The 25,437-nt window shown below is 69.4% G+C and carries 25 protein-coding genes; 12 read left to right on the top strand and 13 right to left on the bottom strand.

Annotation, left to right across the window (positions count from 1 at the left end):
- Positions 1–60 precede the first annotated feature (60 nt).
- A complete protein-coding gene (locus R6U01_RS13590; protein ID WP_410286993.1) occupies positions 61–534 on the top strand; it encodes an NUDIX hydrolase in 474 nt (157 codons plus the stop codon).
- 145 nt (positions 535–679) lie between these two features.
- The gene (locus R6U01_RS13585; RefSeq protein ID WP_410286992.1) at positions 680–2,998 is read left to right on the top strand and encodes a hypothetical protein; all 2,319 of its coding nucleotides are present in this window, start codon (positions 680–682) and stop codon (positions 2,996–2,998) included.
- Positions 2,999–3,233: 235 nt separating this feature from the next.
- On the opposite strand, the gene R6U01_RS13580 is transcribed toward R6U01_RS13585, so the two are convergent.
- Complete coding sequence (locus tag R6U01_RS13580; RefSeq protein WP_004045854.1) at positions 3,234–3,539, bottom strand: hypothetical protein; 306 nt, start codon at positions 3,537–3,539, stop codon at positions 3,234–3,236.
- Positions 3,540–3,788: 249 nt separating this feature from the next.
- Here R6U01_RS13580 and R6U01_RS13575 point away from each other — a divergent pair, with 249 nt between their 5' ends.
- Entirely contained in the window at positions 3,789–5,141 is a 1,353-nt protein-coding gene (locus R6U01_RS13575) for an adenylosuccinate synthase (protein WP_410286991.1), read from the top strand.
- Between the two features lie 34 nt (positions 5,142–5,175).
- Here the strand turns inward: R6U01_RS13575 and R6U01_RS13570 are convergent, their stop codons facing one another.
- The gene (locus R6U01_RS13570; protein ID WP_410286990.1) at positions 5,176–6,042 is read right to left on the bottom strand and encodes an aldo/keto reductase; all 867 of its coding nucleotides are present in this window, start codon (positions 6,040–6,042) and stop codon (positions 5,176–5,178) included.
- A 143-nt stretch (positions 6,043–6,185) separates the two neighbouring features.
- Between R6U01_RS13570 and R6U01_RS13565 the strand changes: the two genes are divergently transcribed.
- The 5 genes from R6U01_RS13565 to R6U01_RS13545 all read left to right on the top strand — a co-directional run bounded on the left by R6U01_RS13565 (position 6,186) and on the right by R6U01_RS13545 (position 11,271).
- Complete coding sequence (locus R6U01_RS13565; protein WP_410286989.1) at positions 6,186–6,671, top strand: Lrp/AsnC family transcriptional regulator; 486 nt, start codon at positions 6,186–6,188, stop codon at positions 6,669–6,671.
- Positions 6,668–7,810, top strand: coding sequence for a pyridoxal phosphate-dependent aminotransferase (locus R6U01_RS13560; RefSeq protein WP_410286988.1), 1,143 nt, complete (start codon positions 6,668–6,670; stop codon positions 7,808–7,810). The genes R6U01_RS13565 and R6U01_RS13560 overlap by 4 nt, the downstream gene beginning before the upstream one ends.
- A 104-nt stretch (positions 7,811–7,914) precedes the next feature.
- Positions 7,915–9,042 (top strand): N-methyl-L-tryptophan oxidase, encoded by a 1,128-nt coding sequence (gene solA / locus R6U01_RS13555; protein ID WP_410286987.1) that lies wholly within the window; start codon positions 7,915–7,917, stop codon positions 9,040–9,042.
- Between the two features lie 180 nt (positions 9,043–9,222).
- Positions 9,223–10,425 carry an acyl-CoA dehydrogenase family protein gene (locus R6U01_RS13550; RefSeq protein ID WP_410286986.1) on the top strand — a complete coding sequence of 401 codons (1,203 nt, stop codon included), beginning with the start codon at positions 9,223–9,225 and terminating at the stop codon, positions 10,423–10,425.
- 72 nt (positions 10,426–10,497) lie between these two features.
- A complete protein-coding gene (locus tag R6U01_RS13545; protein WP_410286985.1) occupies positions 10,498–11,271 on the top strand; it encodes a sensor histidine kinase in 774 nt (257 codons plus the stop codon).
- 120 nt (positions 11,272–11,391) lie between these two features.
- Here R6U01_RS13545 and msrB read toward each other — a convergent pair whose 3' ends face one another.
- On the bottom strand, positions 11,392–11,811 hold the full coding sequence (gene msrB, locus R6U01_RS13540; protein WP_410286984.1) for a peptide-methionine (R)-S-oxide reductase MsrB: 420 nt from the start codon (positions 11,809–11,811) through the stop codon (positions 11,392–11,394).
- 102 nt (positions 11,812–11,913) lie between these two features.
- Between msrB and R6U01_RS13535 the strand changes: the two genes are divergently transcribed.
- Positions 11,914–12,150, top strand: coding sequence for a CDGSH iron-sulfur domain-containing protein (locus R6U01_RS13535; RefSeq protein WP_410286983.1), 237 nt, complete (start codon positions 11,914–11,916; stop codon positions 12,148–12,150).
- Between the two features lie 65 nt (positions 12,151–12,215).
- On the opposite strand, the gene R6U01_RS13530 is transcribed toward R6U01_RS13535, so the two are convergent.
- From R6U01_RS13530 to R6U01_RS13520, 3 genes are all read right to left on the bottom strand, one after another.
- Positions 12,216–13,184 carry a PfkB family carbohydrate kinase gene (locus tag R6U01_RS13530; RefSeq protein ID WP_410286982.1) on the bottom strand — a complete coding sequence of 323 codons (969 nt, stop codon included), beginning with the start codon at positions 13,182–13,184 and terminating at the stop codon, positions 12,216–12,218.
- Positions 13,185–13,246: 62 nt separating this feature from the next.
- Positions 13,247–14,332 carry a DNA topoisomerase IV subunit A gene (locus tag R6U01_RS13525; RefSeq protein ID WP_410286981.1) on the bottom strand — a complete coding sequence of 362 codons (1,086 nt, stop codon included), beginning with the start codon at positions 14,330–14,332 and terminating at the stop codon, positions 13,247–13,249.
- The gene (locus tag R6U01_RS13520; protein ID WP_410286980.1) at positions 14,333–16,792 is read right to left on the bottom strand and encodes a DNA topoisomerase VI subunit B; all 2,460 of its coding nucleotides are present in this window, start codon (positions 16,790–16,792) and stop codon (positions 14,333–14,335) included.
- A 245-nt stretch (positions 16,793–17,037) separates the two neighbouring features.
- Between R6U01_RS13520 and R6U01_RS13515 the strand changes: the two genes are divergently transcribed.
- Positions 17,038–18,048, top strand: a complete 1,011-nt coding sequence (locus tag R6U01_RS13515; protein ID WP_410286979.1) for a hypothetical protein — start codon at positions 17,038–17,040, stop codon at positions 18,046–18,048.
- An 84-nt stretch (positions 18,049–18,132) separates the two neighbouring features.
- A complete protein-coding gene (locus tag R6U01_RS13510) occupies positions 18,133–19,128 on the top strand; it encodes an oxidoreductase (RefSeq protein ID WP_410286978.1) in 996 nt (331 codons plus the stop codon).
- Between the two features lie 48 nt (positions 19,129–19,176).
- Here R6U01_RS13510 and R6U01_RS13505 read toward each other — a convergent pair whose 3' ends face one another.
- A complete protein-coding gene (locus tag R6U01_RS13505; RefSeq protein ID WP_410286977.1) occupies positions 19,177–19,716 on the bottom strand; it encodes a hypothetical protein in 540 nt (179 codons plus the stop codon).
- 112 nt (positions 19,717–19,828) lie between these two features.
- A complete protein-coding gene (locus tag R6U01_RS13500) occupies positions 19,829–20,023 on the bottom strand; it encodes a cold-shock protein (RefSeq protein WP_095635894.1) in 195 nt (64 codons plus the stop codon).
- A 343-nt stretch (positions 20,024–20,366) separates the two neighbouring features.
- Between R6U01_RS13500 and R6U01_RS13495 the strand changes: the two genes are divergently transcribed.
- The gene (locus R6U01_RS13495) at positions 20,367–21,869 is read left to right on the top strand and encodes an MATE family efflux transporter (protein WP_410287043.1); all 1,503 of its coding nucleotides are present in this window, start codon (positions 20,367–20,369) and stop codon (positions 21,867–21,869) included.
- Positions 21,870–21,888: 19 nt separating this feature from the next.
- Here R6U01_RS13495 and R6U01_RS13490 read toward each other — a convergent pair whose 3' ends face one another.
- From R6U01_RS13490 to R6U01_RS13470, 5 genes are all read right to left on the bottom strand, one after another.
- A complete protein-coding gene (locus R6U01_RS13490) occupies positions 21,889–22,149 on the bottom strand; it encodes a hypothetical protein (protein ID WP_410286976.1) in 261 nt (86 codons plus the stop codon).
- A gap of 78 nt (positions 22,150–22,227) precedes the next feature.
- The gene (locus R6U01_RS13485) at positions 22,228–22,689 is read right to left on the bottom strand and encodes a universal stress protein (protein WP_410286975.1); all 462 of its coding nucleotides are present in this window, start codon (positions 22,687–22,689) and stop codon (positions 22,228–22,230) included.
- Positions 22,690–22,691: 2 nt separating this feature from the next.
- Entirely contained in the window at positions 22,692–24,449 is a 1,758-nt protein-coding gene (locus R6U01_RS13480) for a sodium:solute symporter family transporter (protein ID WP_410286974.1), read from the bottom strand.
- Positions 24,446–24,895, bottom strand: coding sequence for a DUF4212 domain-containing protein (locus R6U01_RS13475; RefSeq protein ID WP_410286973.1), 450 nt, complete (start codon positions 24,893–24,895; stop codon positions 24,446–24,448). Before R6U01_RS13475 ends, R6U01_RS13480 begins: the two co-directional genes overlap by 4 nt.
- 122 nt (positions 24,896–25,017) lie before the next feature.
- On the bottom strand, positions 25,018–25,437 hold a 420-nt coding region (locus tag R6U01_RS13470), incomplete at its 5' end, for an AMP-binding enzyme (protein ID WP_410286972.1).

Raw genomic sequence — 25,437 nt, 5'->3', positions numbered from 1 at the left:
CGCCGGCCGTTTCGACTTCCGTTTCAGAATACCCAAGCCCCCGCGGGCCGAGCCTCGCGTATGGAGACCACCCGTCACTTCACCGCGACGACGTACGTCGTCAACGACGGCGCGACCGCGCTCCACGCCCACGACCGGCTCGGGATCCGGCTCCCGCCGGGCGGCCACGTCGACCGCGACGAGCTGCCCCACGAGGCGGCGCTCCGCGAGGTCCGCGAGGAGACCGGGCTGCGCGCCGAGCTCGTCGCGACCGAATCCCCGATCGAGGGACCGAACACCCGCGGCCTCCCGGAGCCGGCACACCTCATGCTCCACGACATCAACGTCCACGAGGACGGGTCCGTGGGTCACCAGCACGTCGATCACCTCTACTACGCCCGCGTCGATTCCCGCGAGATCGCGCCGGGCGGCGCCGACGAGGTCGAGCCGGACGGGTGGCGCTGGTACACCCCGGCGGAACTGGCGGCCAGCGACCTACAGCCGGACGTGATCGAACTCGGCCGCGAGGCGATCGCGACCGTCGAGGACGCGTGACCGGTCGAGTTTCTCTTCGGACCGTGTCGAGAAAATAGCCGGTCCGCGCGTCGTTCGGCGTCGAGGGGATCCCGCCCGTGACGCGTCTGACGAGCGTCTCACGGTCCGGAAGGTATTTGGGTCGTTGCAGGCGACATACGCCAAGATGGACGCACAGCGACGAACGGAGATCACCGGGTGGGACGCCCGCGACTTCTCGGACGGGTTCGCCGGGCTTCGGCGACACGTCAGCCGCGGCTTCTCCGGAGCGGTGACCGACGGCGCGGGGTGGCTGTTCGTGTTCGAGGGCCGAGTCGTCGGCGCGGCGGACGCCGACCTGGAGGACTTCGCGGAGGCCTCCGGCACGCTGTACGAGGCTCCCGAGGCGGTCCTCCCGGTCCTGTTCGCGATGCAGGAGCAGGCGGGCGAGCCGCGGGCGCAGTACTACACGAACGACACGCCGCTCTCGGAGGCGGACCGCACGCTCTCGCGGGGGGGATTCACCGGCTACGTCGAGCTGTCGGAGAACGTGCTCTCCGGCGACTACTACGTCACGTACACGGCCGGCGAGTCGATGGCCGCCGCGTACGTCGGTAACTCCCGGCGGCTGGAGACCGGGGAGGAGGCCTTCTCGCTCGCCGACGACGAGGTCGGCATCTACACCGTCTACGAGGTCGATCTGACCGTCCGCGAGATCCCGTCCGACGCGGACGCGAGCGCGTCCGCCTCGGCGGCCGCCGACCAGCGGAACGGGGAGTCGGACGAGGCCACGTCGGAAGGCGTTTCACCGGAGGAGGACGCGACGTCGGACGGCGCGACGTCTGACGGCGCGGACCTCGACGAGCAGTCGGACGCCGACGGCCGCGCCGATCCCGAGACGCAGACGGCCGGCGGTTCGGACGCCGGCGCTCCCGACGCCGGGATACGGGAGCGCGAGTCGACGGACGGCCCGCGTACGGACGCGGACGCTCAGTCGGGTCCCGACTTCGACGCGGACGACGGCCCGGCTTCCGACTCCGACGCGGACGACGGCCCGGCTTCCGACTCCGACGCGGACGACGGTCCGGCTCCCGTCGCGATCGACACGTCGGAGACCGACGGGGAAGCGGGCGCCGGAAGCGACCCGTCGAACGGGGCTCGCGCGGCGTCGACTGACGCGGATGAGGCGTCGAGCGGGCCGCCGGATCGCCCGGACGTCTCGTCGACGACCGACTCCGGCGACGACGAGACGTCCCCGAGCGACGACGTGTTCTCCGAGGAGGAGCAGTGGCGCGAGCAGAAGTCGATCCCGGCGCTGGACCCGTCGGAGGCGAGCGATCCGCCGAGCGCCCGGACCGGCGCGGGAGCCGCCGGGCGGGGGTCACAGTCGTCGCGGGGGGCCACCGGTCGCGACACCGCCGAGCAGACCACGCGGTCAGCCGACGACCGGTCGCCCGAACCGCGCTCGACGGGAGGCGCTGGTTCGAACCGGTCGGCCGTCTCGCAGTCCTCCCGGCGTGCCGGCGGGCGTGGCAGCGAGGGACGGGAACGCCTCCGGAAACTGGAGCGCGCGCTGAAGGAGTCCGAGCGGGAGCGCGAGGAACTCTCGGCGGAGTTGGAGGAGGTCGCCGCCGATCGGGACGACGCCGCGGCGGAGCGAGACGAACTGGCCGGCGAGGTCGACCGGCTGGCGTCCGAGGTCTCGACGCTCCGCGAGGAGCGGGACCGGCTGCGCGACGAACTCGCGAGGGCCCGCGAGCGGCTTCCGGAGACCGACCGCACGATCTCGCCAACCGAGGCGCGGAGCGGAACGAACCTCTTCGTGAGGTACGACTCGAAGGGCGGCGCGACGCTCGAGGACGCCCACGACGGTTCGGCCGGGCGGGACGAGCTCCGCGAGAACCTGCGGATCGAACACCACACGAGCTTCGAGACCGACGGGCTGGCGGTCGACGGGCAGCCGTTCGAGGAGTTCCTGCGGGGCGCGATAGAGTACGGGTTCACCCGGTGGATCGTCGAGGACCTCCCGTTCGAAGTGAGCGGGACGGGTAACCAGGGCGTCCTCCGCGACCTCTACGACGCGATCCCCGAGATCGACCGCGCGGAGATCGGCGGGTCGGTGTCGATCGTCATCCGAGAGAACGGCGAGGAGACGCGCGAGCAGCGCGCGTTCGACCTCGTCTTGCGCGACCGGATGGGGAACCCCCTGTTCGTCGCCGACCTCAACGACAGCCGGGACCCGACCGAGGAGGGGACCCTGGAGTCGCTCGTGGGCAACGGCCGCGACATCGCCGAGTCCAACGACTCGTTCGCCGGCGCGTTCGCGGTGACGGAGAGCTTCTTCGAGCCCGGCGCGTTAGAGACCGCGAGCGACGCCGTCGGCGGCGGCCTGTTCAGCCGGTCGAAGCGCGCGAGCTACGTGAAGCTCTCGCGAAAGCAGGGGTATCACCTCTGTCTGGTCGAGGCCCGCGACGGCGGATTCCACATGACGGTCCCCGACCTCTGAGAGGGCCTCGATCGTAACGCGAACGGAATCCGCGGTGACGCGGAACGAGGGTGACACGGCACGGGAGGCGTACGACGCGGAACGGTCACAACGCGACGAGAGACGACCCGAGTTCGACGGGGACCTCTCTACCGGCGACTGGCGGGTCCGGACGTGACTGGAGAGACGGGTGGCTGTGACGGTCCGAGGCGCAAAACGCGGACTCTCGACCGGTGGTACGGGCGAACGCGGACGGTCAGTTCTCGAGTTCGGCGGCGTCGTCGATCCGCATGGAGCCGAGCTTGTCGACGGTCTCGTCGAGCTTCTCGTCGAGTTCGTCGACGAACTCGTGGGTGCGCTCGGTGGTGATGGCGCCCTGACTCGACGGCTCGATGAGGTTCTCCTCCTCGAGCACGCGCAGCGAGTAGCGGACCTTGTGGTGGGGGTAGCCGGTCTCGTTCGACATCTTCACGATGCCGATCGGCTCGTTTTCGATGACCATCCGCAGAACCTGGAGGTGTCGTTCCAGCATGTCTACCTCCTTCTCTAGTCGATCTATCATGGCACATGTTAACTCGTCATGCCCCGGTTTAAAAGTTGCTGTCGGCGGCCGGGGCCGGGTCGCTCGATCCCACGCTTTGACGTGCCAGTAGTTAACGTGTTCGATCGAGTGAAGCGGACGCCTTCGGCGATCTATCGCACGAACGGGCACATCTCACGCGGATTCGTCTGTGTGTGATGCACGTCTGTGGGGTGATCGCGTCCACAGACCGTAATCGGTTTTACCCCCCGGCCGGAACCTCCGGGCCGTATGACACTCACCATCGTCGGCTCCCAGCTGGGTGACGAGGGCAAGGGCGCGCTCGTCGACCGGTGGGGAGGGGACGCGGACGTCGTAGTCCGTTATCAGGGCGGCGACAACGCCGGCCACACCGTCGTCGAGGAGGGCGCGGAGTACAAGCTCTCGCTGGTTCCGAGCGGCGCCGTCCGGGGAACGGTCGGCGTCCTCGGCAACGGCTGCGTCGTCAACCCGCGCACGCTGTTCACCGAGATCGACGACCTGCGCGAGCGCGGGCTCGACCCCGACGTGCGGGTCGCCCGCCGGGCGCACGTCATCATGCCGTACCATCGCGTGCTGGACGGGATCGAAGAGGAGGTCAAGGCGGACGACGACGCCGGCGACGAGGTCGGCACGACCGGCCGCGGCATCGGCCCGACGTACGAGGACAAGGCCGGGCGGCGGGGGATCCGGGTCGCCGACCTGCTCGACCCCGACGTGCTCCGGGAGAAGCTCGAGTACGCCGCGCCGCAGAAGCGGGCGCTCGTCGAGGACGTGTACGGACTGGACCTCGCCCATGACGACCGCGCCGAGGCGTTCGACGTCGACGCCCTCCACGAGGAGTTCGTCGCGGTCGGCGAGCGCCTCGCCGACGAGGGGATGACGGTCAACTGCTCGGACTTCCTCTACCGGCGCCACGAGGCCGGCGACCGGGTCCTCTTCGAGGGCGCGCAGGGCACCCACATCGACGTCGACCACGGCAACTACCCGTTCGTCACGTCCTCGAACCCGACCGCGGGCGGCGCCGCGGTGGGCTCCGGCGTGGGCGTCACGACGGTCGGCGACGGCGAGGTCGTCGGCATCGTGAAAGCGTACCTCTCGCGGGTCGGCGAGGGGCCGCTCCCGACCGAACTCGACGGCGACGCCGACGAGGACGCGCTCGCCGACGAGATCCGCGAGAAGGGCGGCGAGTTCGGCACGGTGACGGGCCGTCCGCGCCGGATCGGCTGGCTCGACCTCCCGATGCTCCGCCACGCCGCGCGCGTCTCCGGGTTCACCGGCGTCGCGGTCAACCACGTCGACGTGCTCGCCGGGCTCGACGAGCTGAAGGTGTGTACGGGCTACGAGCTCGATGGAGCGGAACTCGACACCGTCCCCACCACCACGGGCCGGTGGGCGCGCTGTGAGCCCGTGTACGCGGAGCTGGACACCTGGGACGAGTTCGACTCGGCGGCGGTCGCCGAGGCGGGCTACGAGGCGCTCCCGGAGGCGGCCCGCGAGTACCTGGAGTTCGTCGCCGACGAGATCGACACGCCCGTCTACGCGGTCGGCGTCGGCCCCGACCGCGAGGAGACGGTCGAACTGGTCAATCCGTTCGACGAGTAGGGTCGCGGGACTGCCCTTTTGGATCGGTCCGCCGTCACGCTCGCGGATCGATCCCGTCGAGTGCCGCCGTGTCCTCGTCCGTCAGCGACAGCTCCGCGGCCGCGACGTTCGATTCGAGGTGCTCGACGCTCGACGTGCCGGGAATCGGGAGCGTCACGTCCGAGTGGTCGAGGAGCCACGCGAGCGCGACCTGCCGCGGCGTCGCCTCGTGACGGCCGGCCACCGTTTCGAGCACGTCCGCGACGCCCTCGTCGTCGACCGTGTACATCGGCCCCCACGGAATGAAGCCAACGTCGTTTCGCTCGCAAGCCCGGAGCACGTCCTCGTCGTCGCGGTGGCCGACGTTGTACCGGTTCTGGACGGTGGCGACGTCGACGATCTCCGCCGCGGTCTCCAGCTGTTCGACGGTGACGTTCGAGAGGCCGACGTGGGCGATCTGGCCGGCGTCCTTCATCTCCGCGAACGCGTGGACGGACTCCTCGAAGTCGGTGTCCGGGTCCGGTCGGTGGAACTGGTAGAGGTCGACCGTGTCGGTGCCGAGCCGGTCGAGGCTACACAGCACCTGGTTCCGCAGGAAGTCCGGGTCGCCGTGGGGGAGCCAGTCGCCCTCGCGGTTGCGGAGCAGCCCGGCCTTCGAGGCGACGACGACGTCGTCAGGGTCGCCGAGCGCCTCGCCGATGAGTCGCTCCGAGACGCCCGGCCCGTAGGAGTCGGCGGTGTCGACGAAGTCGACGCCCAGTTCGACGGCCCGCTCGAGGACCGCCTTCGCGTCGTCCTCGTCGTCGGGTCGGCCGATGATGTCCTCACCCGTGACCCGCATCGCGCCGAAGCCGAGGCGGTTCACCGTCAGGTCGCCGCCGATGTCGAACGTGTCGTTCCGGCCGGTGGTGTCTGAAGCCATAGCCGGTGGGTCGCGGGCCACGCCCAAAGCCGTGGGGATGGCGGAAGGCGTCGGGCGGCCGCCGAGGGCGCCTCGTCACCGGCGGATCTCGCCCGTCTTGCGCGCGTCGCTACTCATAAACCGTCCCCGTGCGATCGTTCGGTATGGACGCCGAGCGCGAGGTACTCGACGTGTTGGCCCGGAACGCCCGCGAGGACATCGACGACATCGCGGCCCAGACGGGCCTCGACGCGGCGACGGTAGCGGAGGCCATCGAGGCGCTGGAGACGGACAACGTGGTCCACGGCTATCAGGCGGTCGTCGACTGGGACCGCGTCGACGAGGGGAAGATCCGGGCGGTCGTCGAGATCAACGTCGAACTCGACCGCGAGACCGGCTACGAGCAGGTCGCGGACCGGATCGCGAAGTTCCCGGCCGTCGACGCCCTCCACCTCGTCTCCGGCGACTACGACTTCGCCGTCGAGGTGCTCGGCGAGACGATGCAGGACGTCTCCCGGTTCATCTCCGAGCAGGTCGCGCCCATGCCCGAGGTCACCCAGACGGTGACCCACTACATCATGGAGACGTACAAGGACGGCGGGGTGCGGTTCGAGGACGGCGACGACGACCGGCTCTCGGTCTCCCCATGAGGCTCTCGGACCGCGCGCGCGACCTCCCGGAGTCGGGGATCCGGAAGTTCTTCGAGCTCGCTGAGGCGCGCGACGACGTGATCTCGCTGGGGGTCGGCGAGCCCGACTTCTCCGCGCCGTGGGCGGCCCGCACGGCCGCGATCGACTCGCTCGAACGCGGGAAGACCTCCTACACGTCGAACCGCGGGATGGCGGCTCTCCGCGAGCGGATCGCTGCCCACCACGAGCGGTACGACCAGCCGTACGACCCGGCCGACGAGGTGCTCGTCACGACCGGCGCGAGCGAGGCGGTCGATCTGGCGTTCCGCGCACTCGTTGACCCGGGCGACACGGTCGCCGTCCACGAGCCGACGTACATCTCGTACGGGCCCGGGATCGAGCTGGCGGGCGGCGAACGGCTCACGGTGCCGACCCGCGCCGCCGAGGACTTCGCGCTCACGCGGGAGGCGCTGGAGGCGTCGGGCGCCGCCGACGCGGACCTGCTCGTCTGCTGTTACCCGAACAACCCCACGGGGGCGACGATGACCGAAGAGGAGTTCGCCGAGGTCGCCGCCTTCTGCCGCGAGAACGACCTCCGGGTGATCGCCGACGAGATCTATTCCGCGCTCACCTACGGGGCCGACCACGCGTCCATCGCCACGCAGCCGGGGATGCGCGAGCGCACCGTCGTCGTCAACGGCTTCTCGAAGGCGTACGCCATGACCGGACTCAGGCTGGGGTACGCCCTCGGCCCGAGCGAGGCGATCGACGCGATGAACCGGATCCACCAGTACACGATGCTGTCGGCGCCCACGACGCCGCAGTACGCCGCGTGCGAGGCGCTCGACCGCTGTGACGACGAGGTCGCGGACATGGTCGACGAGTACAACCGCCGCCGGCGGCTCGTCGTCTCCCGGTTCAACGAGATGGGGCTCGACACGTTCGAGCCCGGCGGCGCGTTCTACGCGTTCCCCGACTGCGGCGGCGACGACGAGGCCTTCGCCGAGGAGCTGCTGGAGACGCAGGGCGTCGCGGTCGTGCCCGGGTCCGTCTTCGGCGCGGGCGGCGAGGGGCACCTCCGCGTCTCGTACGCGACCTCGATGCGCGAGCTGAAGGAGGCGACCGACCGGATCGCGGCGTTCGTCGACGGGCGCGACTGACGTCGAGGCGCCGATCCGATGACGGAAGGCCGCTGAGTGCGCCCCCGCCGGTTCCGTTCCCGTCGGCCCCGAACGACTAACGCGGTTGCCCGCCACGAGCGGGTATGGACGAGTACGACGCGGTCGTGATCGGCGCGGGCGTGATAGGGTGTGCGGCCGCCCGCGCGCTCGCCGGCGAGGGTCGAGACGTGTTGCTCCTCGAGCGAGGCGACGTCCCGAACCCGCGGGCGACCTCGTCCGGACCGAGCCGCATCTTCCGACTCGCCTACCACGAGGGCGGGACGTACGTGCCGCTGCTTCGCCGGAGCCGACGGCTGTGGCAGCGGCTCGACCGCGACGCGGACGTCGACCTGTTCCGTCGAACCGGGTCACTGACCATCGGCCCCGAATCGGGCGACTCGTTCACCGGTGCGCGAGCGACCTGCCGCACCCGCGACATCGACCACGAGGTGTTGGCCGCGACCGAGGTGAACGACCGGTTTCCGGCCTACGACCTCCCCGAGGGGTACAGCGCCGTGTTCCAGCCCGACGGCGGACTCCTCGACCCGGAGCGGTGCATCGTCGCGCTCGTCGAGGCGGCGATGGCGGACGGCGCCGAGGTGCGGGCCCGCGAGCCGGTCGTGGAGTGGACCGCGGACGAGGAGACGGTCCGCGTCCGGACGCCGCGACGGGTCTACGACGCCGACTCGCTCGTGGTCGCGTCGGGCGCCTGGGCCGCCGACCACGTCGACGCGGTGGAGGGGGTGGTGGAGCGCGAGCGGCACGTGGCCTGCCGGATCCGGCCGCGAATCCCAGCGGCGTTCGCCCCCGACTCGTTTCCGGTCTTCGTGATGGACACCGAGGACGGACGTCACTTCTACGGCCTGCCCCGACATCGCGTTCCCGGGTTCAAAGTGGGTGCGACCCACGTCGAAGGGGCGGCCGTGCATCCCGACGACGTTCGCGACGCGGGACTGGTCGAGACGGAGCCGGCTCGCGGGTTCGCCCGCGACTTCGCGCCGAGCGGCGACGGCCCCGTACTGGGCACGAGAGCGTGCGTGCTGTCGCAGACGCCGGACGGGGACTACCTCATCGACACGCTTCCCGACCTCGGAAACGTCGTCGTCGCGGTCGGGATGTCCGGCCACGGGTTCAAGACGGCCCCGGTCGTCGGCGAAGTCGCCGCCGCGCTCGCCACCGACTCGGAGCCGCCCGTCGACGCGGATCCGTTCGCGATCGATCGATTCGAGTGACTCGGTGGCGGGCGGGCCTAACGCCGTCGGCTCGCGGCCGTCGGTTCGCCGAAACTGGCGTCCGTCCGGGAGGGCTTTCGCACCACCCGAGGACCGGCTCCGCCGACCGCCCTGATAAACGTGCTCCGGATTCCTCGTCATTTACGAATAATTATGATGAACTCGGTGGAACGGTCGACCATGGAGTTCCAGCTGACCGACGAGCAACGACACCTGCGCGAGGAGGTACGGAAGTTCGCCGACGAGGAGATCCGGCCGGTGGCGACCGAGTACGACGTGGCCGAGGAGTATCCGCACGAGGTGATGGAGAAGGCCGCGGAGATGGGGCTCCTCGCGCCGCACGTTCCAGTGGAGTACGGCGGCGTCGGCTACTCCTCGGTGGAGAACGCGATCCTCACGGAGGAGCTGTTCGCCGCCGACCCCGGGATCGGCCTCTGCGTCTCCAGCGCCGGGTTCGGCGCCGAGGCGCTGATGGAGTTCGGCACGGACGAACAGAAGGAGCGCGTCCTCCCCGAGGTGACCGCCGGGGACGCCGTGATGGGCTCGGCCATCTCGGAGCCGCAGGCGGGGTCGGACGTGACATCGGTGGCGACGCGCGCGGAGAAACGCGAGGCGCGCAGCGCCTCGGAGCGGAGCGGCAGCGCCGCGGAGAAAGACGGTGACGAGTGGGTCATAAACGGCTCGAAGATGTGGATCACGAACGGCACCGTCGCCGACTACTTCGTCGTCGTCTGCGAGACCGATCCCGAGATCGACGACCGCTACTCCGGCTACTCGCAGATCCTCGTGGAGGGCGACCGCGACGGACTGACCCGCGACAAGATCACCGGGAAGCTCGGAATCCGCGCGAGCGACACCGCCGAGCTCCGGTTCGACGACGTCAGGGTGCCGGAGGAGAACCTCATCGGCCAGCGCGGAATGGGCTTCCTCCAGCTCATGCAGTTCTTCGACGAGACCCGGACCGCGGTCGCGGCGCAGGGCGTCGGGATCGCCCGCGGCGCGGCCGAACGCGCGCTGGCGTACGCGGAGGAGCGCGAGCAGTTCGACCGCCCGATCAGCGACTTCCAGGCGATCAAACACAAGCTCGCCGAGATGCACACGAACACCGAGGCCGCGCGGTGGCTGACGTACCGCTCCGCCTGGGCCGTCGACAACGAGGCGGGCGATCTCACCGCGCTCGCGTCGATGGCGAAGGAGTTCGCGTCGCGGGTCGCCGTCGACGTCGCCGACGAGGCCGTCCAGATCCACGGCGGCGCCGGCTTCGTCAACGACCACGACGTCGAGCGGCTCTACCGCGACGCGAAGATCACCCAGATCTACGAGGGGACCACCGAGATCCAGAAGAACATCATCGCCCGCGAACTGCTGGACGGCGGATTCTGATCGGGAGTTCGCGGGAGCCTCTCGGCTCCTCGACCGGTATTTAAAAGCGGCGGGCCGACGTACCCCCTCGCCATGGGCGACGACGCGAACGCCGCGGCGGGCGACGGGGGGAGTCCCGAGGCGACAGACGGAGCGGACCGCGAACGGGTCGACGAGGCGAGCCCCGAGGAACGACTCAAGCGTCAGCGGGACGACCTCCGACTGCTGAACCAGGTGATGCGCCACGACATCCGCAACGACCTGCAGCTCGTCGGCGCGTACGCCGAACTGCTCAACGACCACGTCGACGAGGAGGGGGAGGCCTACCTGGACGTGATCAAGCGGAACACCCAGAGCGCGGTCTCGCTCACCACGACGGTCCGCGACCTCGCCGAGGTGATGCTCCGCGAGGAGACCGAGCCGAGCCGCGTCTCCCTCGACCGGATCCTCTCACAGCAGGTGGAGGAGGTCCGATCGGCGTACTCTGAGGCCGTCTTCACCGTCGAGGGATCGTTCCCCGACGAGGAGGTCGTCGCCGACGAGATGCTGAGTTCGGTCTTCCGGAACCTCCTGCGGAACGCGGTCCAGCACAACGACGAGACGCCGCCGAAAGTGACGGTCTCGGCGACGGTCGACGAGGCCGACGGCGTCGTCGAGGTGCGCGTCGCCGACAACGGCCCCGGAATCCCGGAGAACCAACGTGCCGACGTCTTCGGGAAGGGCGAGAAGGGCCTCGACAGCCCGGGCGCCGGGATCGGGCTGTACCTCGTCCGGTCGCTCGTCGAGATCTACGGCGGCGACGTCTGGATCGAGGACAACGAGCCGACGGGCGCGGTGTTCGCGGTCAGGCTCCCGCTGGCGGCGTAGCGGGCGGTCGCGCCGTCCGCCACCGCGCCGTCCGCCGCCGCGTCGTCCGTCGCCCGCCCTGGGCTCCGTCTTCGCGCCGCGCTGCGTCTTCGCGCCGCGCTCCGTCGCCGCGCCGAGCCCTCACTCCCCGTCGTACTCCATCGCGACCGAGTTGATGCAGAACCGCTTGCCGGTGGGCTCGGGGCCGTCGTCGAACACGTGTCCCAGATGGGAGTCGCAGTTCGCGCACCGGACCTCGGTGCGACGCATCCCGTGGCTCGTGTCGACCGTCGTCGTCACCGACTCCTCCTCGGCGGCGTAGAAGGCGGGCCAGCCGCAGCCGGACTCGTACTTCGTCTCGGCGTCGAAGAGGACGGTCCCGCAGGCCCGACAGCGGTACTCCCCGTCGTCGGGGTGGTGGTCGACGTACTCGCCGGAGAACTTCGCCTCCGTGCCGCTCTCGCGGAGCACGCGGTACTCCTCCTCGGAGAGCCGCTCGCGCCACTCCTCGTCGCTCAGCGCTCGCGGGTCGGTCCCCTCTCGCTCGTCGGTTTCGCTCATACGCGACCTACGGCTCCCACGCTCAAGGGGGTTCCGGCGGTGTCGCGTCGTTCCCGTCGGATCGGCCCCAAATCGTATCCGCGCGGGCACCGACTGACGGCCATGGCACGAGAAGTCACTCACGGGGAGCAGGGGCCGGCGATACTCGACGAGTCCGACATGGGCGACGACGGCAAGATATACGTCTGCCAGTGCGGGCTCTCGGACTCGAAGCCGCTCTGTGACGGCTCGCACAACGCGACCGCCGACGAGGAGGACGACGTCGTTTATAAATACGCGAACGACGACGCCGACCGCGAGCGCCGCGAGATCGCCGCGATCGAGTACGACGATCAGTAAGGGGATGTGAAACGGTCGCGTGATAGCGTGAGCGACGGTCGCGTAGTAGCGGGAGCGACGGTCGCTCAGGACTCGACGGGGGGCCGTTCTTCGAGGAACGCGGCAATGTCGGCTACACCGCCAGTGCTGCCGGACTCGACGTAGTAGACCGCGCAGGCGTTTCCGCACGCCAACGCGAGGTCCCACTCCCACCCGCACGCCAGCGCGTGGCCGATCCCGGCGGTGAACCGATCGCCGCCGCCGGTGTGCCGCACCGGCCGCTCGACGCGGTAGTTGCTGACCCGCAGCCGCTCGTCGCGCGTGACGACGGCGGCCTCGTCTCTCGCGTGCATCACCGCGGCCGTGATACCCGTCTCCTCTCGGATCGCGGCGAGCCGCGCGAGGTCGTCGTCGAACGGTCCGGACAGGGGGGCGGCCGTCGTCCGAACTTCCTGCCGGTTGGCGGAGTACACCACGTCGAACGTGTCTTGCAGAGCGGTGACCGCGTCGAGTAACCCACCGATCTCGTCGGGCCCACGTCCGACGATGTCGCCCGGATCGAACACGAACGGAACTCGCGGCACGTCCGCGTCGCTCAGTTGGTGAAACGCGCCCTCGAGCCCCTCCACGGAGCCCCAGTTGCTACAGCAGATCGCGTCTCCCGCGAACACGTCCGAGAGCTCACCGACTCGGCGTGCGTCCGCGAGGGTCCACTCCGCGACCTCGGAGCCCTCGACGAACATCACGTCCCGATCGCCGAAGCCGAACACGTACACGAGCGCGGGGGACCCCATCGACACGGTGTCGAAGGGCAGCGATTCGAATATCGGCGCATCGAGGTGGCCGTAACAGGTGACCGATCCGCCGAGTGCGTGCAGCTGTTTCGCCGTGTTGACCGCTTGTCCGCCCGGTTCGGTCGTCTCGATGGCGAACGAGAACGACGACCGATCTCCCAGAATCTCGTGGCCGAACGCGTCGCGGGTCCCGATCGATCCGGTGCCGTCTTCGACGACCGTACAGAAGTGGTCGACACTGCCGTCGGGGAGCGTCGTCACCGTCGGGGACCCGGACTCACCGAGACGTCGCCGCAGCCGATTATAAGGCATGCGACGCTCGCTCAGAGCACGCCCATCTCCCCGAGGCGCTCGGGGAGGTAGGTGTCCGTGACGAAGTCGAGCCCGCGGCTCGCGAGCGACTGCTGTTCGGACTTCTTCCCGATGTCGAGCTGGAGCTCGATCTGCTCCTCCCAGTAGTCCGTCTGGAACCGCGGGTCCTCCAATTCGGACTCCAGGGCGTTCACGTCCGAGTCGGAGAGCGGGTCGGCCGGGAGGTCGTACTCCACGATGTCCTCGGGCTGGATCCCGACGAACTGCGCCTCCGGCGTCGCGAGGTACTTCGAGAGGTGCGCGGACTTGATCGAGCCGTACGCCACGGAGCCGTAGATCCGGTAGGACCACGGGTCGCCGTCGGCGAACACCGCGACGGGAACGTCAAGCTCGTCGTGGACGCGCTTCGTGATCCTGCGAGTCGCCCGCGCCGGCTGGCCTTTTAAGTGGATGACGAGGCAGTCGTACGCCTCGTCGAACCCGTTCTCGACGAGCCGGTCGCGCATCCCGCCGGTCTCCACCGCGAGCGCGAAGTCGATGTCGTCGTCGAGGAACTCGATCATGTCGGGGTTATTCGGGATCTGATACCCGCCCTCGCCGACGTCCTCCTGACAGTGAATCTCGCGCTCGCCGCGGCGGGTCTGCTCGCGGATCTCCAGCGGCCCCATCAGGGTCGCGCCCGACTCCTCCGGGCGCATGTGGAAGTCCTCGCGGGTGACGCCCGTGACGATCTCTAAGTCCTCCACGAGGTCGTTGGACTCGTCCTGCGACTTGAACTGCGCCTCGTCGTTGTCCCACGACTCCGAGAGGTAGTACAGCTCCCGCAGCGTCGAGGAGCGGCCGTCGTCGAGCTGGTTCGCGAGGAACTCGATGGTGTACGCCGCCTTCAGCAGCTTGCGGGCGCCGCGAACCGAGTTGGCGCTGCGCGTCGACGTGCGGTCGCCGTACGTCCACACGCCGCTCTCGGTGTCGTACCTGATGTTGCTCTTCGTCCGCGTCGGGAGCTCGAGCTCCGGGATCTTCCCGCCCGCGAACTGGTCGTAGAAGTCGGCGGCCAGGTCGATCAGCTCGTCTCGTGCGTCTGTGTCTGTCGTCATTTACGCGTTCACCGTGAGTTTCTCGGTCTCGACGCCGCCGACGCTGACCTCGAACTCGGCGTCGCCGTCGACCGCGTACGTCAGTTCCCGCTCGTCGCCCGAGGGGACCTCGGGCTTCCACTGGACGAACCACTCGCCGTCCATGTCCACGACCGTCCCGTCCGAGGGGTCGGTCGGCTCGGTCGAGACGATGTCGGTGATCTCCAGCCGCTCGTTCACGTCCGAGTGGTTCTCGACCACCAGCGTGACGGTCCCGTTCGACACCTCGCGCTCGACGCTGACGTTGTTCATGATCCGCGCGAGCGCGCCGTCGATGTCGGGGCGCGGGCGGCCCGTGACCTCCGAGACCTTGTCGGCCATCTCCGGGAGGATCTTGCCGAGGACGTCCTGCTTCTCGCGGCGCTGCTGCATCGAGCGCCGCTTGTTGAGGTACGACTTCAGCTCGCGGGCGGCCTCGCGCACCGCGAGCTCGATCTCGTCTTCGATCGCGGGGACGTTCGCGAGCGCGTCCTTCGACTCGCTCGTGAAGGGGACGTTCGTGGAGGCGACGTGGATGCTGATGACGGCCGGCCCGTTCGGCATCCCCGACCCGCCGGGCTGGTCGAGCCCGTAGTTGCGCCACCCGATCGACTTGATCACGTCGGTCGTCGCGCAGGCGCCCCGCTGGTAGACGAGCGGGACGCGGTTCGCGAACCGGAGCAGCTCCACCGAGCCCTCCGCCGGGATCGACCCGCCGTAGGCGATGCCCGCCTCGACGATGAACGGGTCGCCGCCGTGGACTTCGGCGTCGCGGGTCGCCGCCGCGTAGAAGTCGGCGTCGTACTCCTTGCGGAGCCCGGCCTCGACGAGTTCGGCCGTGATCGGCGCGAGGCAGTCGGTCGGCGGCGCCAGGATGTCGGTCGTCCGCATCGCGGCCAGCAGGTCGGCCGCGGCGTCGCGGTCCCCGGCGATGTCGCGGACCTTCGGCGGGTCGTCCGGGACGGTGCGCGCTCGCGACCAGAACGCCTCGACGACGTTCTCGCGGGCCGTCTCGCCGAACGTCGCGTCGTGCTGTTCGGCGACGAAGTTGGCCGCGTCAGCGACGAGCCGCTCTAAGTCGTCGCGAGTGATCCGGAAGGCGTCGCCGTCGAGGTTCAGGAACCGGCGCGCCAGGGCGTCGGCCATCGCCTGGACCGCGGCGTCGTCCTTCCGGGTCGAGGTCGCGTCGTCGACGAGGGCGTACGCGTCGGCGACGAGGGGCGACTCGGCGGGCTCGTCGTCGCCGGCCTCGGCGGCGGAGCCCGCCGCGTCGCCGTCGGCGTCGACGGCGGTGATCGACCGCCACGCCGCGACGGCCGCGTTCTCTCGGACGGTCCCGCCGAACGTCTTGCCCGTGTCGTCCTCGACCGCGTCCGCGACGTTCCCGACGATCGTCGCGAGCTCGGCGCGCGAGAGGCGGTCGGTGCCCGCGACCGTCTCGGCGACGCCCTCGGCGAAGGCGGTCGTCGCCGCCTTCCCCTTGTTGGCGACCGCCTCGCTCACCGCGGCCGCGACGTCGCGGTCGTCGTGGGCGCGCGGCGGCGTCCACGAGAGCTCGCGCCCGTAGTGGACGTCCCGGAAGTTGTCGATGACGCCGTCGGCGGTCTTCTTGCCGACCCGCGTGAACTCCTCCTGGAGGAAGCCGGAGACGGAGTACGACTCGGTCGCCTCCAGCATCTTGATCAGCGCGCCGAGCTCGACCCCGTGCGGGTGCGGGCGGATCTCCGTCGTCTCCGCCGGCAGCTCGTCGGTCGCGCGCTCGAACTTCATCGGCTCGTCGAGCCCCGGCTCGCGCAGCTCGATGCGGGCGTGGGGGTTGACGACCGCGGTGTGTTTCACGTAGTCGTGGAGCTGGGCGCGGGCGCGCATGTTCGCCTCCATCTCCAGTTCGATCCGCGTGCCGTGGGGGCGGTCCCACGCCGTCTCCTCGTCGGCCTTGATCTCCGGCTCGTTCGTGTCGGTGTCGATGATGAGCTCGAAGTACTGCGCCCGCGACTGTCCCTTCGGGCGCGAGGTGATCTTCGCGGGCTGGCCGGACGTCAGCTGAGAGTACAGGACGGCCGCTGAGATCCCTATTCCTTGCTGGCCACGGTTTTGTTCACGGGTGTGGAATCTTGAACCATATAGGAGCTTTCCGAACACCTTCGGGAGCTGTTCTTTCGTGATGCCCGGCCCGTTGTCCTCGATGACGAGCCGGTAGTAGTCGCCCACCTCCTCGATCTCGATGTAGATGTCGGGGAGGACGCCGGCCTCCTCGGTCGCGTCGAGGGCGTTGTCGACCGCCTCCTTGACGGCGGTGACGAGCCCGCGGGCGCCCGAGTCGAACCCGAGCATGTGTTTGTTCTTCTCGAAGAACTCGGCGATGGAGATCTCGCGCTGGCCCTCGGCCAGCTCCTCCGCGATCCCCTCCTCGTCGCCGATCGTCGACTGGAAGGACGTCATTCGGTATCCTTCCATTCCACCGAGGCACCTAAAAACGCACCGCCAGCGCGGTGAAAGTGTATCCGGTCGTCAGACGCCGTCTCGTCCCGCTGTGTGGGTCGATCGCGGACGAGAAACCGAGATCGCGTCGCCGGCGCTGTTCCGACGAACTCGCGACCCGATACGTTGAAATAACATCGGTATGTTGAAAAGTGTGACGTGGTGACGTGTCTCAGGAGAGAGCCGCGTCAGGAGGGAACACACCCATGACAGACGACGATCCGAAGGGAGAAGCGACTCGATCGCGTGACGCGAGACGGACTGGCGACCCGAGTCGACCACGGACCGCGAACCGGCGCGCGGTCCTCCGGACGGCGGTCGCGACCGGTGCCGCCGTCGTCTGGGGGGCGTCGACCGTGGCGGGCGTCCCGAGACGGGAGAGCGATCCCGGCGGCTCCTCAGCGGGTGGCTTTCCGCCGGAGGGGATCACGGAACACGGCGACGCCGTCGATCTCGGGAACGGCTCGGTGAGGACGTTCACGGCGGAGACGCCGTCGGGGGAGCCGAAGTACCACGGCGTGGAGTTCGACCGCGCAGCGCTGGGGGGAGTACCGGGAACCGAGGAACTCGAGGAGGCGACCGAGGGCACGTACCCCGACAAGTACGGCCCGAGCGGCGAGGCGCTGGTAGTCCACGGAAGGTGGTCTCTGGAGTTCTTCGTTCCGTTCCCGGACGCGGCTGAGACGCCGTTCACGTTCCTCGGGCTGAACTGGAATCCCGGAGGGCATCCGGGCGGGGAGGGTGCGTGGGAAGTGCCTCACTTCGATATCCACTTCCACATGCTGGAGACGGACGCGGTCGACGCGATCACGGGGCCGGCGCCCGCACCGTACGACGGCATTCCGGGGGACCGGATCCCCGAGGGGTACCTGCGATCGCCCCCCGCGACGGCTGAGGAACGGTACATCACGGACATGGGCGAGCACTTAGCCCCCGAGGACGCGCCGGAGATCCCCGCCGATCCGGACGCGTTCACCACCACCCTCATTCAGGGGTTCGTCGGCGTCGGCGCGGACGACTCGGACCCGCGGCTGGCGTTCCTCGAACCCATGATCACGAGGGCGTTCCTCCGAGGGTTCGAGGGGTCTGAGACGTACGAGATCCCGCAGCCGAGGACCTTCCCGCACGACCGGCAGCATCCGACGGTATACGGCCTCAGGGACGTCCCTGCCAGAGACGCGATCGCCGTGATGCTCGGGGGCTTCGAGCGGGTCTGATCCGCCCGTCGATCCGGGGGAGCGTCGACGGTCACGGGCTCGCCCGGCGACAGGTTTCTCACCGTGAAACCCCTCCGTTCGACCATGTCAGGCTGGACGACCGACGAGATGCCGAGACTGGACGGGAAGACCGTCGTCGTCACCGGGGCGAACAGCGGCCTCGGCTACGAGGGGACGCTCGCGTTCGCCGAGAAGGGCGCCACCGTCGTGATGGCGTGCCGGAGCGTCGATCGCGGCGAGCGCGCGGCCGACGAGATCCGCCGCGAGAGCGCGGTCGACCGGGGCGCTGTCGACCTCGACGTCCGCGAGTGCGACCTCGCGTCGCTCGACTCGGTCCGGACCTTCGCCGAGGGGCTCGCCGCCGACTACGACGCGGTCGACGTCTGCTGTAACAACGCCGGCGTGATGGCGATCCCGCGGGGCGAGACCGAGGACGGCTTCGAGACGCAGTTCGGCGTCAACCACCTCGGCCACTTCGCGCTCACGGGTCGGCTGTTCCCGCTCCTCGAAGCCGCCGCCGGAGTGGGCGGTGCGGCCCGCGTCGTCACGCAGTCCTCCGGCGCCCACGAGCAGGGCGAGATGGACTTCTCGGACCTCAACTGGGAGCGCTCGTACGGGAAGTGGAAGGCGTACGGTCGGAGCAAGCTCGCGAACCTGCTGTTCGCCTACGAGCTCCAGCGCCGAATAAACGTCGCCGGGACGAGCGGCGAGGACGGCGACGAGACCGACGCCGACTCCGGCGACGACCTCGGCCTCCGGAGCGTCGCCTGTCACCCGGGCTACGCGGCGACGAACCTCCAGCTTCGGACCGCCGAGGAGAGCGGCAACCCGCTGATGAAGATCGGGATGAAGGCGGCGAACGCGGTCCTCGGACAGGACGCCGCGACCGGTGCCCTGCCGATGCTCTACGCCGCGACCGCCGACGTCGACGGCGGCGCCTACGTCGAACCGGACGGGGTGGCGAACATGCGCGGACCGCCCACCGTGGGCCGGTCGAACGACGACTCGTACGACCGCGCCGACGCCCGGCGCCTCTGGGAGTACTCCGAGGAAGCGACCGGCGTCGAGTTCCCGCGGTAGGGTCGGTCCGAGATCGCCCCCGCGCTCGGCGGCCGTCGCCGGGCACGGTCAGTGCAGCGTCCCCTCTCGCACGTGGGCGTCGTGGGCGAACAGCGCGTAGCCGACGTCGACCGCCCGGTGGCCGGTCTCGTCGGCGATCTCCCGGATCGGTCCGATCATGGTCACGTAGTCGGCGGCGTCGAAGGACTCCTTCCGGCCGTCGAGGTACCCCAACCGCTCCAGGGACGCCCAGACCCGCGTGTCGACGACGGCGTGTCGGTCGCCGTCGAGCGCTGCGACCACGCACGACGCCGTCGGCGCCTTGAACCCGGAGAGCCCGGTGATCAGGTGGACCGTCGAGAAGTCGCCGTCGACGGCGCGCGCGTTCCGAGTCACCTCCCGACAGCGCTCCGCGGGGTTCTTCCGGACGTGGTAGGCGCTCCGCGTCGACGACTCGTAAGCGATCTCGTACAGCTGCTCGCGCGTCAGGTGTCCCTGCGACCGGTAGCTGTCGCCGAACTCGTCGAGCCGCTCGGGGAAGACGCCCTGCGTCTCGGCGTATCGGTCGAGGTTCTCGGCGACGAACGCGTCGAGATCGTTGGTGTCCATGTCCGTGGCATCCTCGTTCGGCGACCAAAACACCGGCGCAACCGCTCGAGGCGTAATATACGCGGAACGCGTTTCGAGAGCTGTCCGTGATCCGGTCGGAGCGGTGACCGAGCTACAGCCGAGTGAGGTTCTTCGCGCGCGGACCCTTGTCCGCCTCCTCGATCTCGAACTCTACCTCTTGGCCTTCCTCGAGGTCCGGGCCGCCGACGTCTTCCATGTGGAAGAACACGTCCTCGTCAGCGTCGTCAGTCTCGATGAATCCGTAACCGCCGGTGTCGTTGAAGAAGTCGACCTTACCTGTCGCCATCGCACCTGCAATCACTCCCGACTGGGTGATAAGTGTTGCGTGCCCGCCGATTCCCCGAAACGCGGCGGTCTCTCGCCCGAATGGCCGCTCCCGTCGGTTTTCCGAGGTGGATAGCCGTCACGCCGACCGGCTCGGCCTCCGGGCGTCTCGGTTCGACGCGGTCACGAGCGGGACGGGTGGCGGTCGGCGGGGCGGGCGTCGGTCGCATCGGACCGCAGGCGATCGGAGCGGGCGACCGACCCGCGGGCGCGGAGACCGAACACCGGTTCCCGAAACGTTAGGTCGCGAGCGGGCGTCTCTCCGGATAGAACTCGCCGTGGGAAACGACGACGCTCGGGTCGACATGACGACGGGGGCGATCTCCCCGAAGCTGTTCGACCTCGCGTGGCCGCTTGTACTGGGGAACCTCCTCCAGACCCTGTACAACCTCGCGGACATGTTCTGGGTCGGGCGGGTGAGCACTGAGGCCGTCGCCGCCGTCTCGCTCATGTTCCCGCTCTCGTGGATGTTCGTCTCGACCGCGGTGGGGCTCACGGCCGCGACCATCGCCTTGGTCTCCCAGCACGTCGGCGCCGGCAACGACCGACGCGCCGACGAGGTCGTGGCGCAGACGGCGTTGCTCGCGGTGGTCGTCTCCGTCGCTCTCGCGCTCGTCGGCTTCGCGGCGCGTCACCGACTCCTGTACTGGATCGGGGCGCGCGACGCGGTGTTCGTCGAGGCGCTCGCGTACATCGAGGTGATCCTCCTCACGCTCCCGCTCACGTTCCTCTTCTTCGCGTTTCGCGCGTCCCTGCAGGGCGCGGGCGACACGACGACCGCGATGTGGCTGGTCGGGATCTCCGCCGGGATCAACATCGTCATCGACCCCGTGTTCATCCTCGGCTGGGGGCCGGTCCCCGCGATGGGAACGCGCGGGGCCGCGGTCGCGACGCTGATCGCGCGCCTGTTCGCGACCACGGCGGGCGTCTGGATCCTGTTGCGGGGCGACTGGGGCGTGAAGCTGTACGTCCGCGACCTCGTGCCGAACCCGACGATCCTTCGCAAACTGATCGACGTGGGGTATCCGGCGACCCTCGACGGGTGGGCGCGGTCGTTCGCCGCCGTCTTCATGGCGGCGCTGGTCGCGCGGTTCGGTCCGGCCGCGACCGCGGCGTACGGGATCGGCGTCAGGCTGATGTCCGTCTCGTGGTCGGTCGCGGGCGCCGTCGGGCAGGCGACCGCGACCGGAGTCGGGCAGAACCTCGGCGCCGAGACGCCCGAGCGCGCCGTCGCCGTCACCCGCGTCGCCACCCTCGGGACCATGGCGCTCCTGGGCGTCGCCGGCGGCGCGGTCTGGCTGTTCCCGGCGCCCGCGATCGGCGTCTTCATCGACGACCCGGCGACGATCGCCGAGGGGGTCGTCTTCCTCCGCGTCATCGCGCTCTCGTGGGCCTTCTTCGGCGGACTCATGGTGATTCAGGGGGCGTTCCGCGGCGCGGGACACACGAAGGCGGCGCTGGCGCTGTCGCTGCTCTCGCGGTGGGTCGTCCGGATCCCGCTCGCCGCCCTGCTCGCGTTCGGGGCGGTCGGGGTCACGCTCGGTGGGGTCGCGGTCGGCCCCGTCGACGTTCCCGCGGTCGAGGTCGGCTACGTCGGCCTCGACTGGGGCGTCGTGGGGCTGTGGTGGGCGTACGCGACCGCCGCCGTCGTCTCCTTCGCGGTCGGCGTGGCGTGGTTCCTGCGCGGCACGTGGACGGAGGGCGTCATCGACGAGTCGGACGAGGCGGCGGTGCCGGCGGACGCGGACGCCGACGACGAGGACGTTCGGGAGGGGTCGGACGCGTCCGTCGAGACGCTCGACGACTGAGGACGGGAGGGCCCCGAGGTCACCGCTGCTCCTTCGCTATCTCCAGCGAGATGAAGAAGCCGAAGTACGCCGGTATCCCGGCGAGCATGAACATGTACAGCACCCACTGCGGGGCGCCCGCGAACGCGAAGTCGTACAGGAGCGACGCGAGCGTCACCCACGCCACCGCGAACGCCAGGTCCTGTATCATCCCGGTTCGGTTCCCCCTGACGTGAGACCGGACCCGGTCGGCGAGGCTCTCGTCCGCGTCGGGCTCGTCGATGTGGTCGGCGTCGGTCATGGGTGGACGTCGGCGTCGAAATACGTCGGTGTTCCGGAACGGTGCAGGGCCCGAGCGCGGTGGGCGCTCGGCGGCGGTTCAGTCCTCGTCGAGGTAGTCGACGACGAGCACGGGGACGTGTGTGGAACGCAGCGTGCGTTCGGTGACGCTCCCGAGCAGCGCGCGCCGGACCCCGGCTCGGCCGTGGCTCCCCATCACGATGAGGTCCATTCCGTGGTCCTCCGCGTAGTCGGCGATCACCTTGTGCGGCCGGCCGCCGGAGACGTGTTCGACGACCTCGACGCCGCGCGACGTGCCGCGGTCGACGACGGCGCTGGTCGCCGCCTGGGCGCGGTCCTTCACCTCGCCCATCTCGTCGAACCGGCCCTGCTTGAGCCGGTCGACCTGCTCGGTGCCGAGACTGAGGTTGACCGAGTCGATGTCGACCACGTACAGCGCGTGGACCTCGGCGTCGTACTTTTCGGCGAGGTCGAGCGCGTGCTCGACCGCGGACTCCGCGACGTCGCTGCCGTCTGTCGGGATCAGAATGCGTTCGTACATGATCACTCCTCCGTGGCCGCGTCGTTCGTCGCGCGGCCACCGTCGGTCGCCGCATCGTTCGTCGCGCGGCCACCGTCAGTCACGACCTCTTCACCGCCGTCGGCCGCGACGACGTCTTCCGCCGTCTGCTGCTGGCGCATCGGCTCGGGGCTGTGACACTGCCGGACGATGCGCTTCGTCTCCATCGGCGGATCGTCCGTGGCCATCGAGACGACGATGGTGACGACGAAGACGATGGGCACGGAGACGAGCGCGGAGCCGATCGCGGGCAGCCACGTCGCGAGCGACGTGCTGAGCGGCGCCTCCAGGCCGCCGATGTACGTCGGGACGACCTCGTTAATCATCGGAATGAACCAGATGGTGAGGCCGGTCGTCATGCCCGCGAGGGCGCCCTGGCGGTTGGTGTTCTCCCACCACATGCCGAGGAAGAACATCGGGAACAGCACCGCCCCGGCCAGCGAGAACGCGTACGAGACCAGCGCGGCGATCGGCGCCGCGGGGTCCAGCGCCGCCAGGGTCGTCAGCACGCCGAGCAGCACGATGCTGAGCCGGCCGACGAACACCTGCTGGCGCTGGGTCGCGTCGGGGTTGATGATGTTCGTGTAGATGTCGTGGGAGATCGCCGAGGAACCGGCGATGAACAGGCCGGCGGTGGTCGCGATCGCCGCGGCGATACCGCCCGCGGCGACCAGCCCGACGAACCACTCCGGGAGGTTCGAGAGCTGCGCGGCCAACACGACGATCACGTCGGCCGCCTCCGTGGTCATCCCGGGGTCGCCGTACACAGCGCCGATGTTCTGGTCGTAGAGGTCGGTTCCGAACGCCGCGAACGCCGGCGCGCTGAAGTAGAGGATACAGATGAAGAACAGCCCCCAGACGGTGGACCAGCGGGCCGTCCGCTCGTTTTCGACCGTGTAGAAGCGGACCAGCACGTGCGGGAGCCCGCAGGTACCGACGATGAGCGAGAACGCCGTCGCGATCCACAGGTAGTAGCTCGCGTTGACGAACGGTTCGGAGAACTCGGTGCTCAGGGTGGATATCAGGGCGCCGTACTCGACCTGCGGCAGGACCGTCGAGTAGCCGTTCGTGAACCCGACCGCGTACAGGCCGGCGACGAACGCGACGATGAGAATGACGTACTGGACGGCCATGTTCTTCGTCGCGCCCAGCATCCCCGAGAGCGTCAGGTAGCCGACGGTGATCGTCATCATGATCACGACCATCGCCTGGTAGCCGCTCAGTCCGAGGAAGCCGAGGTCGCCGAAGATGTACAGCCCGACGAGTCCCATCCCGCGCGCCTGCCCGATGGCGTACACGAAGCCGATGAGGAACGTCGTGACCGCACCGATAGCGCGCGCGGTGTCGGAGTTGAAGCGGTCGCCGACGAAGTCCGGCGCCGTGTACTTCCCGAACCGACGCAGCTGCGCCGCGAGGAAGATGAGGAGGATGAAGTACCCCGTCGTCCAGCCGACGACGAACGCGAGGCCGTACACGCCGGCCGTCGCGATCAGCGCGGCCATCCCGAGGTACGACGCGGCGGACATCCAGTTGGCGCCGATCGCCATCCCGTTCTCCAGGTTGCCGATCGACCGACCGGCGACCCACATGTCCTCGGTGTCGGCCACGCGGAAGACGAAGCCGATAGCGAGGAAGATGAGCAGCATCCCGATGACGAGCACCGACGGGAGCGCCTTGAACGAGACGTTGAGGCCCTCCGGGAGCAGCTCGCTCTGTAGCGGCGTCGCGGCGATCGCGCTCATGCGTTATCACCCGAGACGTCGTGTTCGATGCCGTACTTGTTGTCGAGTTCGTCGCGCCGCTTCGCGTACCAGGCGGACAGGATCAGCGCGCCGCCCGGCGCGCCGATCGCGATGAGGAAGTAGTGCAGCGGGAAGCCGATGATCGGCATGGTTACCGTCATCGCGCCGGGGGCCAGGTAGGTGGCCGTCACCGGGCCGAAGACGACCACCGCCCAGATCACGAACCCCGTCCAGACGATCCGGAGGTGTTCGCGCATGTACGCCGTGCTCGGGCTCAGGATGTTCACCTCCGAGCTGAGATAGTCGGTCTGTCGGTGCGTCTGGGCCGCGCCCGACGCGACGCCCCCATCGGTCGCCGCGTCGCTTGGTGCGCGGCCACCATCGGTCGCCGCGTCGCTTGGTGCGCGGCCCCCGTCGCCTGTATCGTGTGAGCTATTATCTGTCATGTGTCGTGGTGTGTCGTTGTGGTATGTCGTCGTGTGTCGTGTGTCCGATTCGATCGTGATGTTTCGTCGCGCGTCGAGGTCGGCCGGTGTGGTGGTGTGGTAAAAACGGAGCCGTCAGACGGCTACTCGCCTTCCGCCTTCTGCTGGATCTCCTCGACGATCTCCGGGTTCCGGAGCGTGCTCGTGTTGCCGAGTTCCTTGCCGTCGGCGATGTTCTCCAGCAGGCGCCGCATGATCTTCCCCGAGCGGGTCTTGGGCAGGTCGGGGGTGAACACGACCTGCTCCGGGCGAGCGATCGGGCCGATGGCGTCCTCGACGCCCTTGACGATCGCGTCGTGAAGCTCTTCGTTGCCCTCGTATCCGTCTTCGGTGGTGACGTAGGCGTAGACGGCCTCGCCTTTGATCTCGTGGTCGCCGCCGACGACGGCGGCCTCCGCGACCCCCTCGACGCCGACGATGGCGGACTCGATCTCCATCGTCCCCAGCCGGTGACCGGAGACGTTGAGCACGTCGTCGACGCGCCCGAGGACGGTGATGTAGCC

The sequence above is a fragment of the Halorubrum sp. genome (assembly GCF_046498025.1).
Classification (GTDB): Archaea; Halobacteriota; Halobacteria; order Halobacteriales; family Haloferacaceae; genus Halorubrum.
The sequence above is the reverse complement of the archived record's forward strand: the minus strand, read 5'-3'. Positions and strand labels throughout refer to the sequence as shown.

Bases quoted from the DNA above. Each gene is read 5' to 3' on its own strand.
- R6U01_RS13590 (WP_410286993.1), top strand. From the start codon at position 61: ATGGAGACCACCCGTCACTTCACCGCGACGACGTACGTCGTCAACGAC.
- R6U01_RS13520 (WP_410286980.1), bottom strand. From the start codon at position 16,792: ATGACGTCCTTCCAGTCGACGATCGGCGACGAGGAGGGGATCGCGGAG.
- R6U01_RS13565 (WP_410286989.1), top strand. From the start codon at position 6,186: ATGGACGCCGAGCGCGAGGTACTCGACGTGTTGGCCCGGAACGCCCGC.
- R6U01_RS13480 (WP_410286974.1), bottom strand. From the start codon at position 24,449: ATGAGCGCGATCGCCGCGACGCCGCTACAGAGCGAGCTGCTCCCGGAG.
- R6U01_RS13510 (WP_410286978.1), top strand. From the start codon at position 18,133: ATGTCAGGCTGGACGACCGACGAGATGCCGAGACTGGACGGGAAGACC.
- solA (WP_410286987.1), top strand. From the start codon at position 7,915: ATGGACGAGTACGACGCGGTCGTGATCGGCGCGGGCGTGATAGGGTGT.
- R6U01_RS13585 (WP_410286992.1), top strand. From the start codon at position 680: ATGGACGCACAGCGACGAACGGAGATCACCGGGTGGGACGCCCGCGAC.
- R6U01_RS13495 (WP_410287043.1), top strand. From the start codon at position 20,367: ATGACGACGGGGGCGATCTCCCCGAAGCTGTTCGACCTCGCGTGGCCG.
- R6U01_RS13570 (WP_410286990.1), bottom strand. From the start codon at position 6,042: ATGGCTTCAGACACCACCGGCCGGAACGACACGTTCGACATCGGCGGC.
- R6U01_RS13550 (WP_410286986.1), top strand. From the start codon at position 9,223: ATGGAGTTCCAGCTGACCGACGAGCAACGACACCTGCGCGAGGAGGTA.
- R6U01_RS13515 (WP_410286979.1), top strand. From the start codon at position 17,038: ATGACAGACGACGATCCGAAGGGAGAAGCGACTCGATCGCGTGACGCG.
- R6U01_RS13525 (WP_410286981.1), bottom strand. From the start codon at position 14,332: ATGACGACAGACACAGACGCACGAGACGAGCTGATCGACCTGGCCGCC.
- R6U01_RS13505 (WP_410286977.1), bottom strand. From the start codon at position 19,716: ATGGACACCAACGATCTCGACGCGTTCGTCGCCGAGAACCTCGACCGA.
- R6U01_RS13560 (WP_410286988.1), top strand. From the start codon at position 6,668: ATGAGGCTCTCGGACCGCGCGCGCGACCTCCCGGAGTCGGGGATCCGG.
- R6U01_RS13475 (WP_410286973.1), bottom strand. From the start codon at position 24,895: ATGACAGATAATAGCTCACACGATACAGGCGACGGGGGCCGCGCACCA.
- R6U01_RS13545 (WP_410286985.1), top strand. From the start codon at position 10,498: ATGGGCGACGACGCGAACGCCGCGGCGGGCGACGGGGGGAGTCCCGAG.
- R6U01_RS13500 (WP_095635894.1), bottom strand. From the start codon at position 20,023: ATGGCGACAGGTAAGGTCGACTTCTTCAACGACACCGGCGGTTACGGA.
- msrB (WP_410286984.1), bottom strand. From the start codon at position 11,811: ATGAGCGAAACCGACGAGCGAGAGGGGACCGACCCGCGAGCGCTGAGC.
- R6U01_RS13535 (WP_410286983.1), top strand. From the start codon at position 11,914: ATGGCACGAGAAGTCACTCACGGGGAGCAGGGGCCGGCGATACTCGAC.
- R6U01_RS13575 (WP_410286991.1), top strand. From the start codon at position 3,789: ATGACACTCACCATCGTCGGCTCCCAGCTGGGTGACGAGGGCAAGGGC.
- R6U01_RS13580 (WP_004045854.1), bottom strand. From the start codon at position 3,539: ATGATAGATCGACTAGAGAAGGAGGTAGACATGCTGGAACGACACCTC.
- R6U01_RS13485 (WP_410286975.1), bottom strand. From the start codon at position 22,689: ATGTACGAACGCATTCTGATCCCGACAGACGGCAGCGACGTCGCGGAG.
- R6U01_RS13490 (WP_410286976.1), bottom strand. From the start codon at position 22,149: ATGACCGACGCCGACCACATCGACGAGCCCGACGCGGACGAGAGCCTC.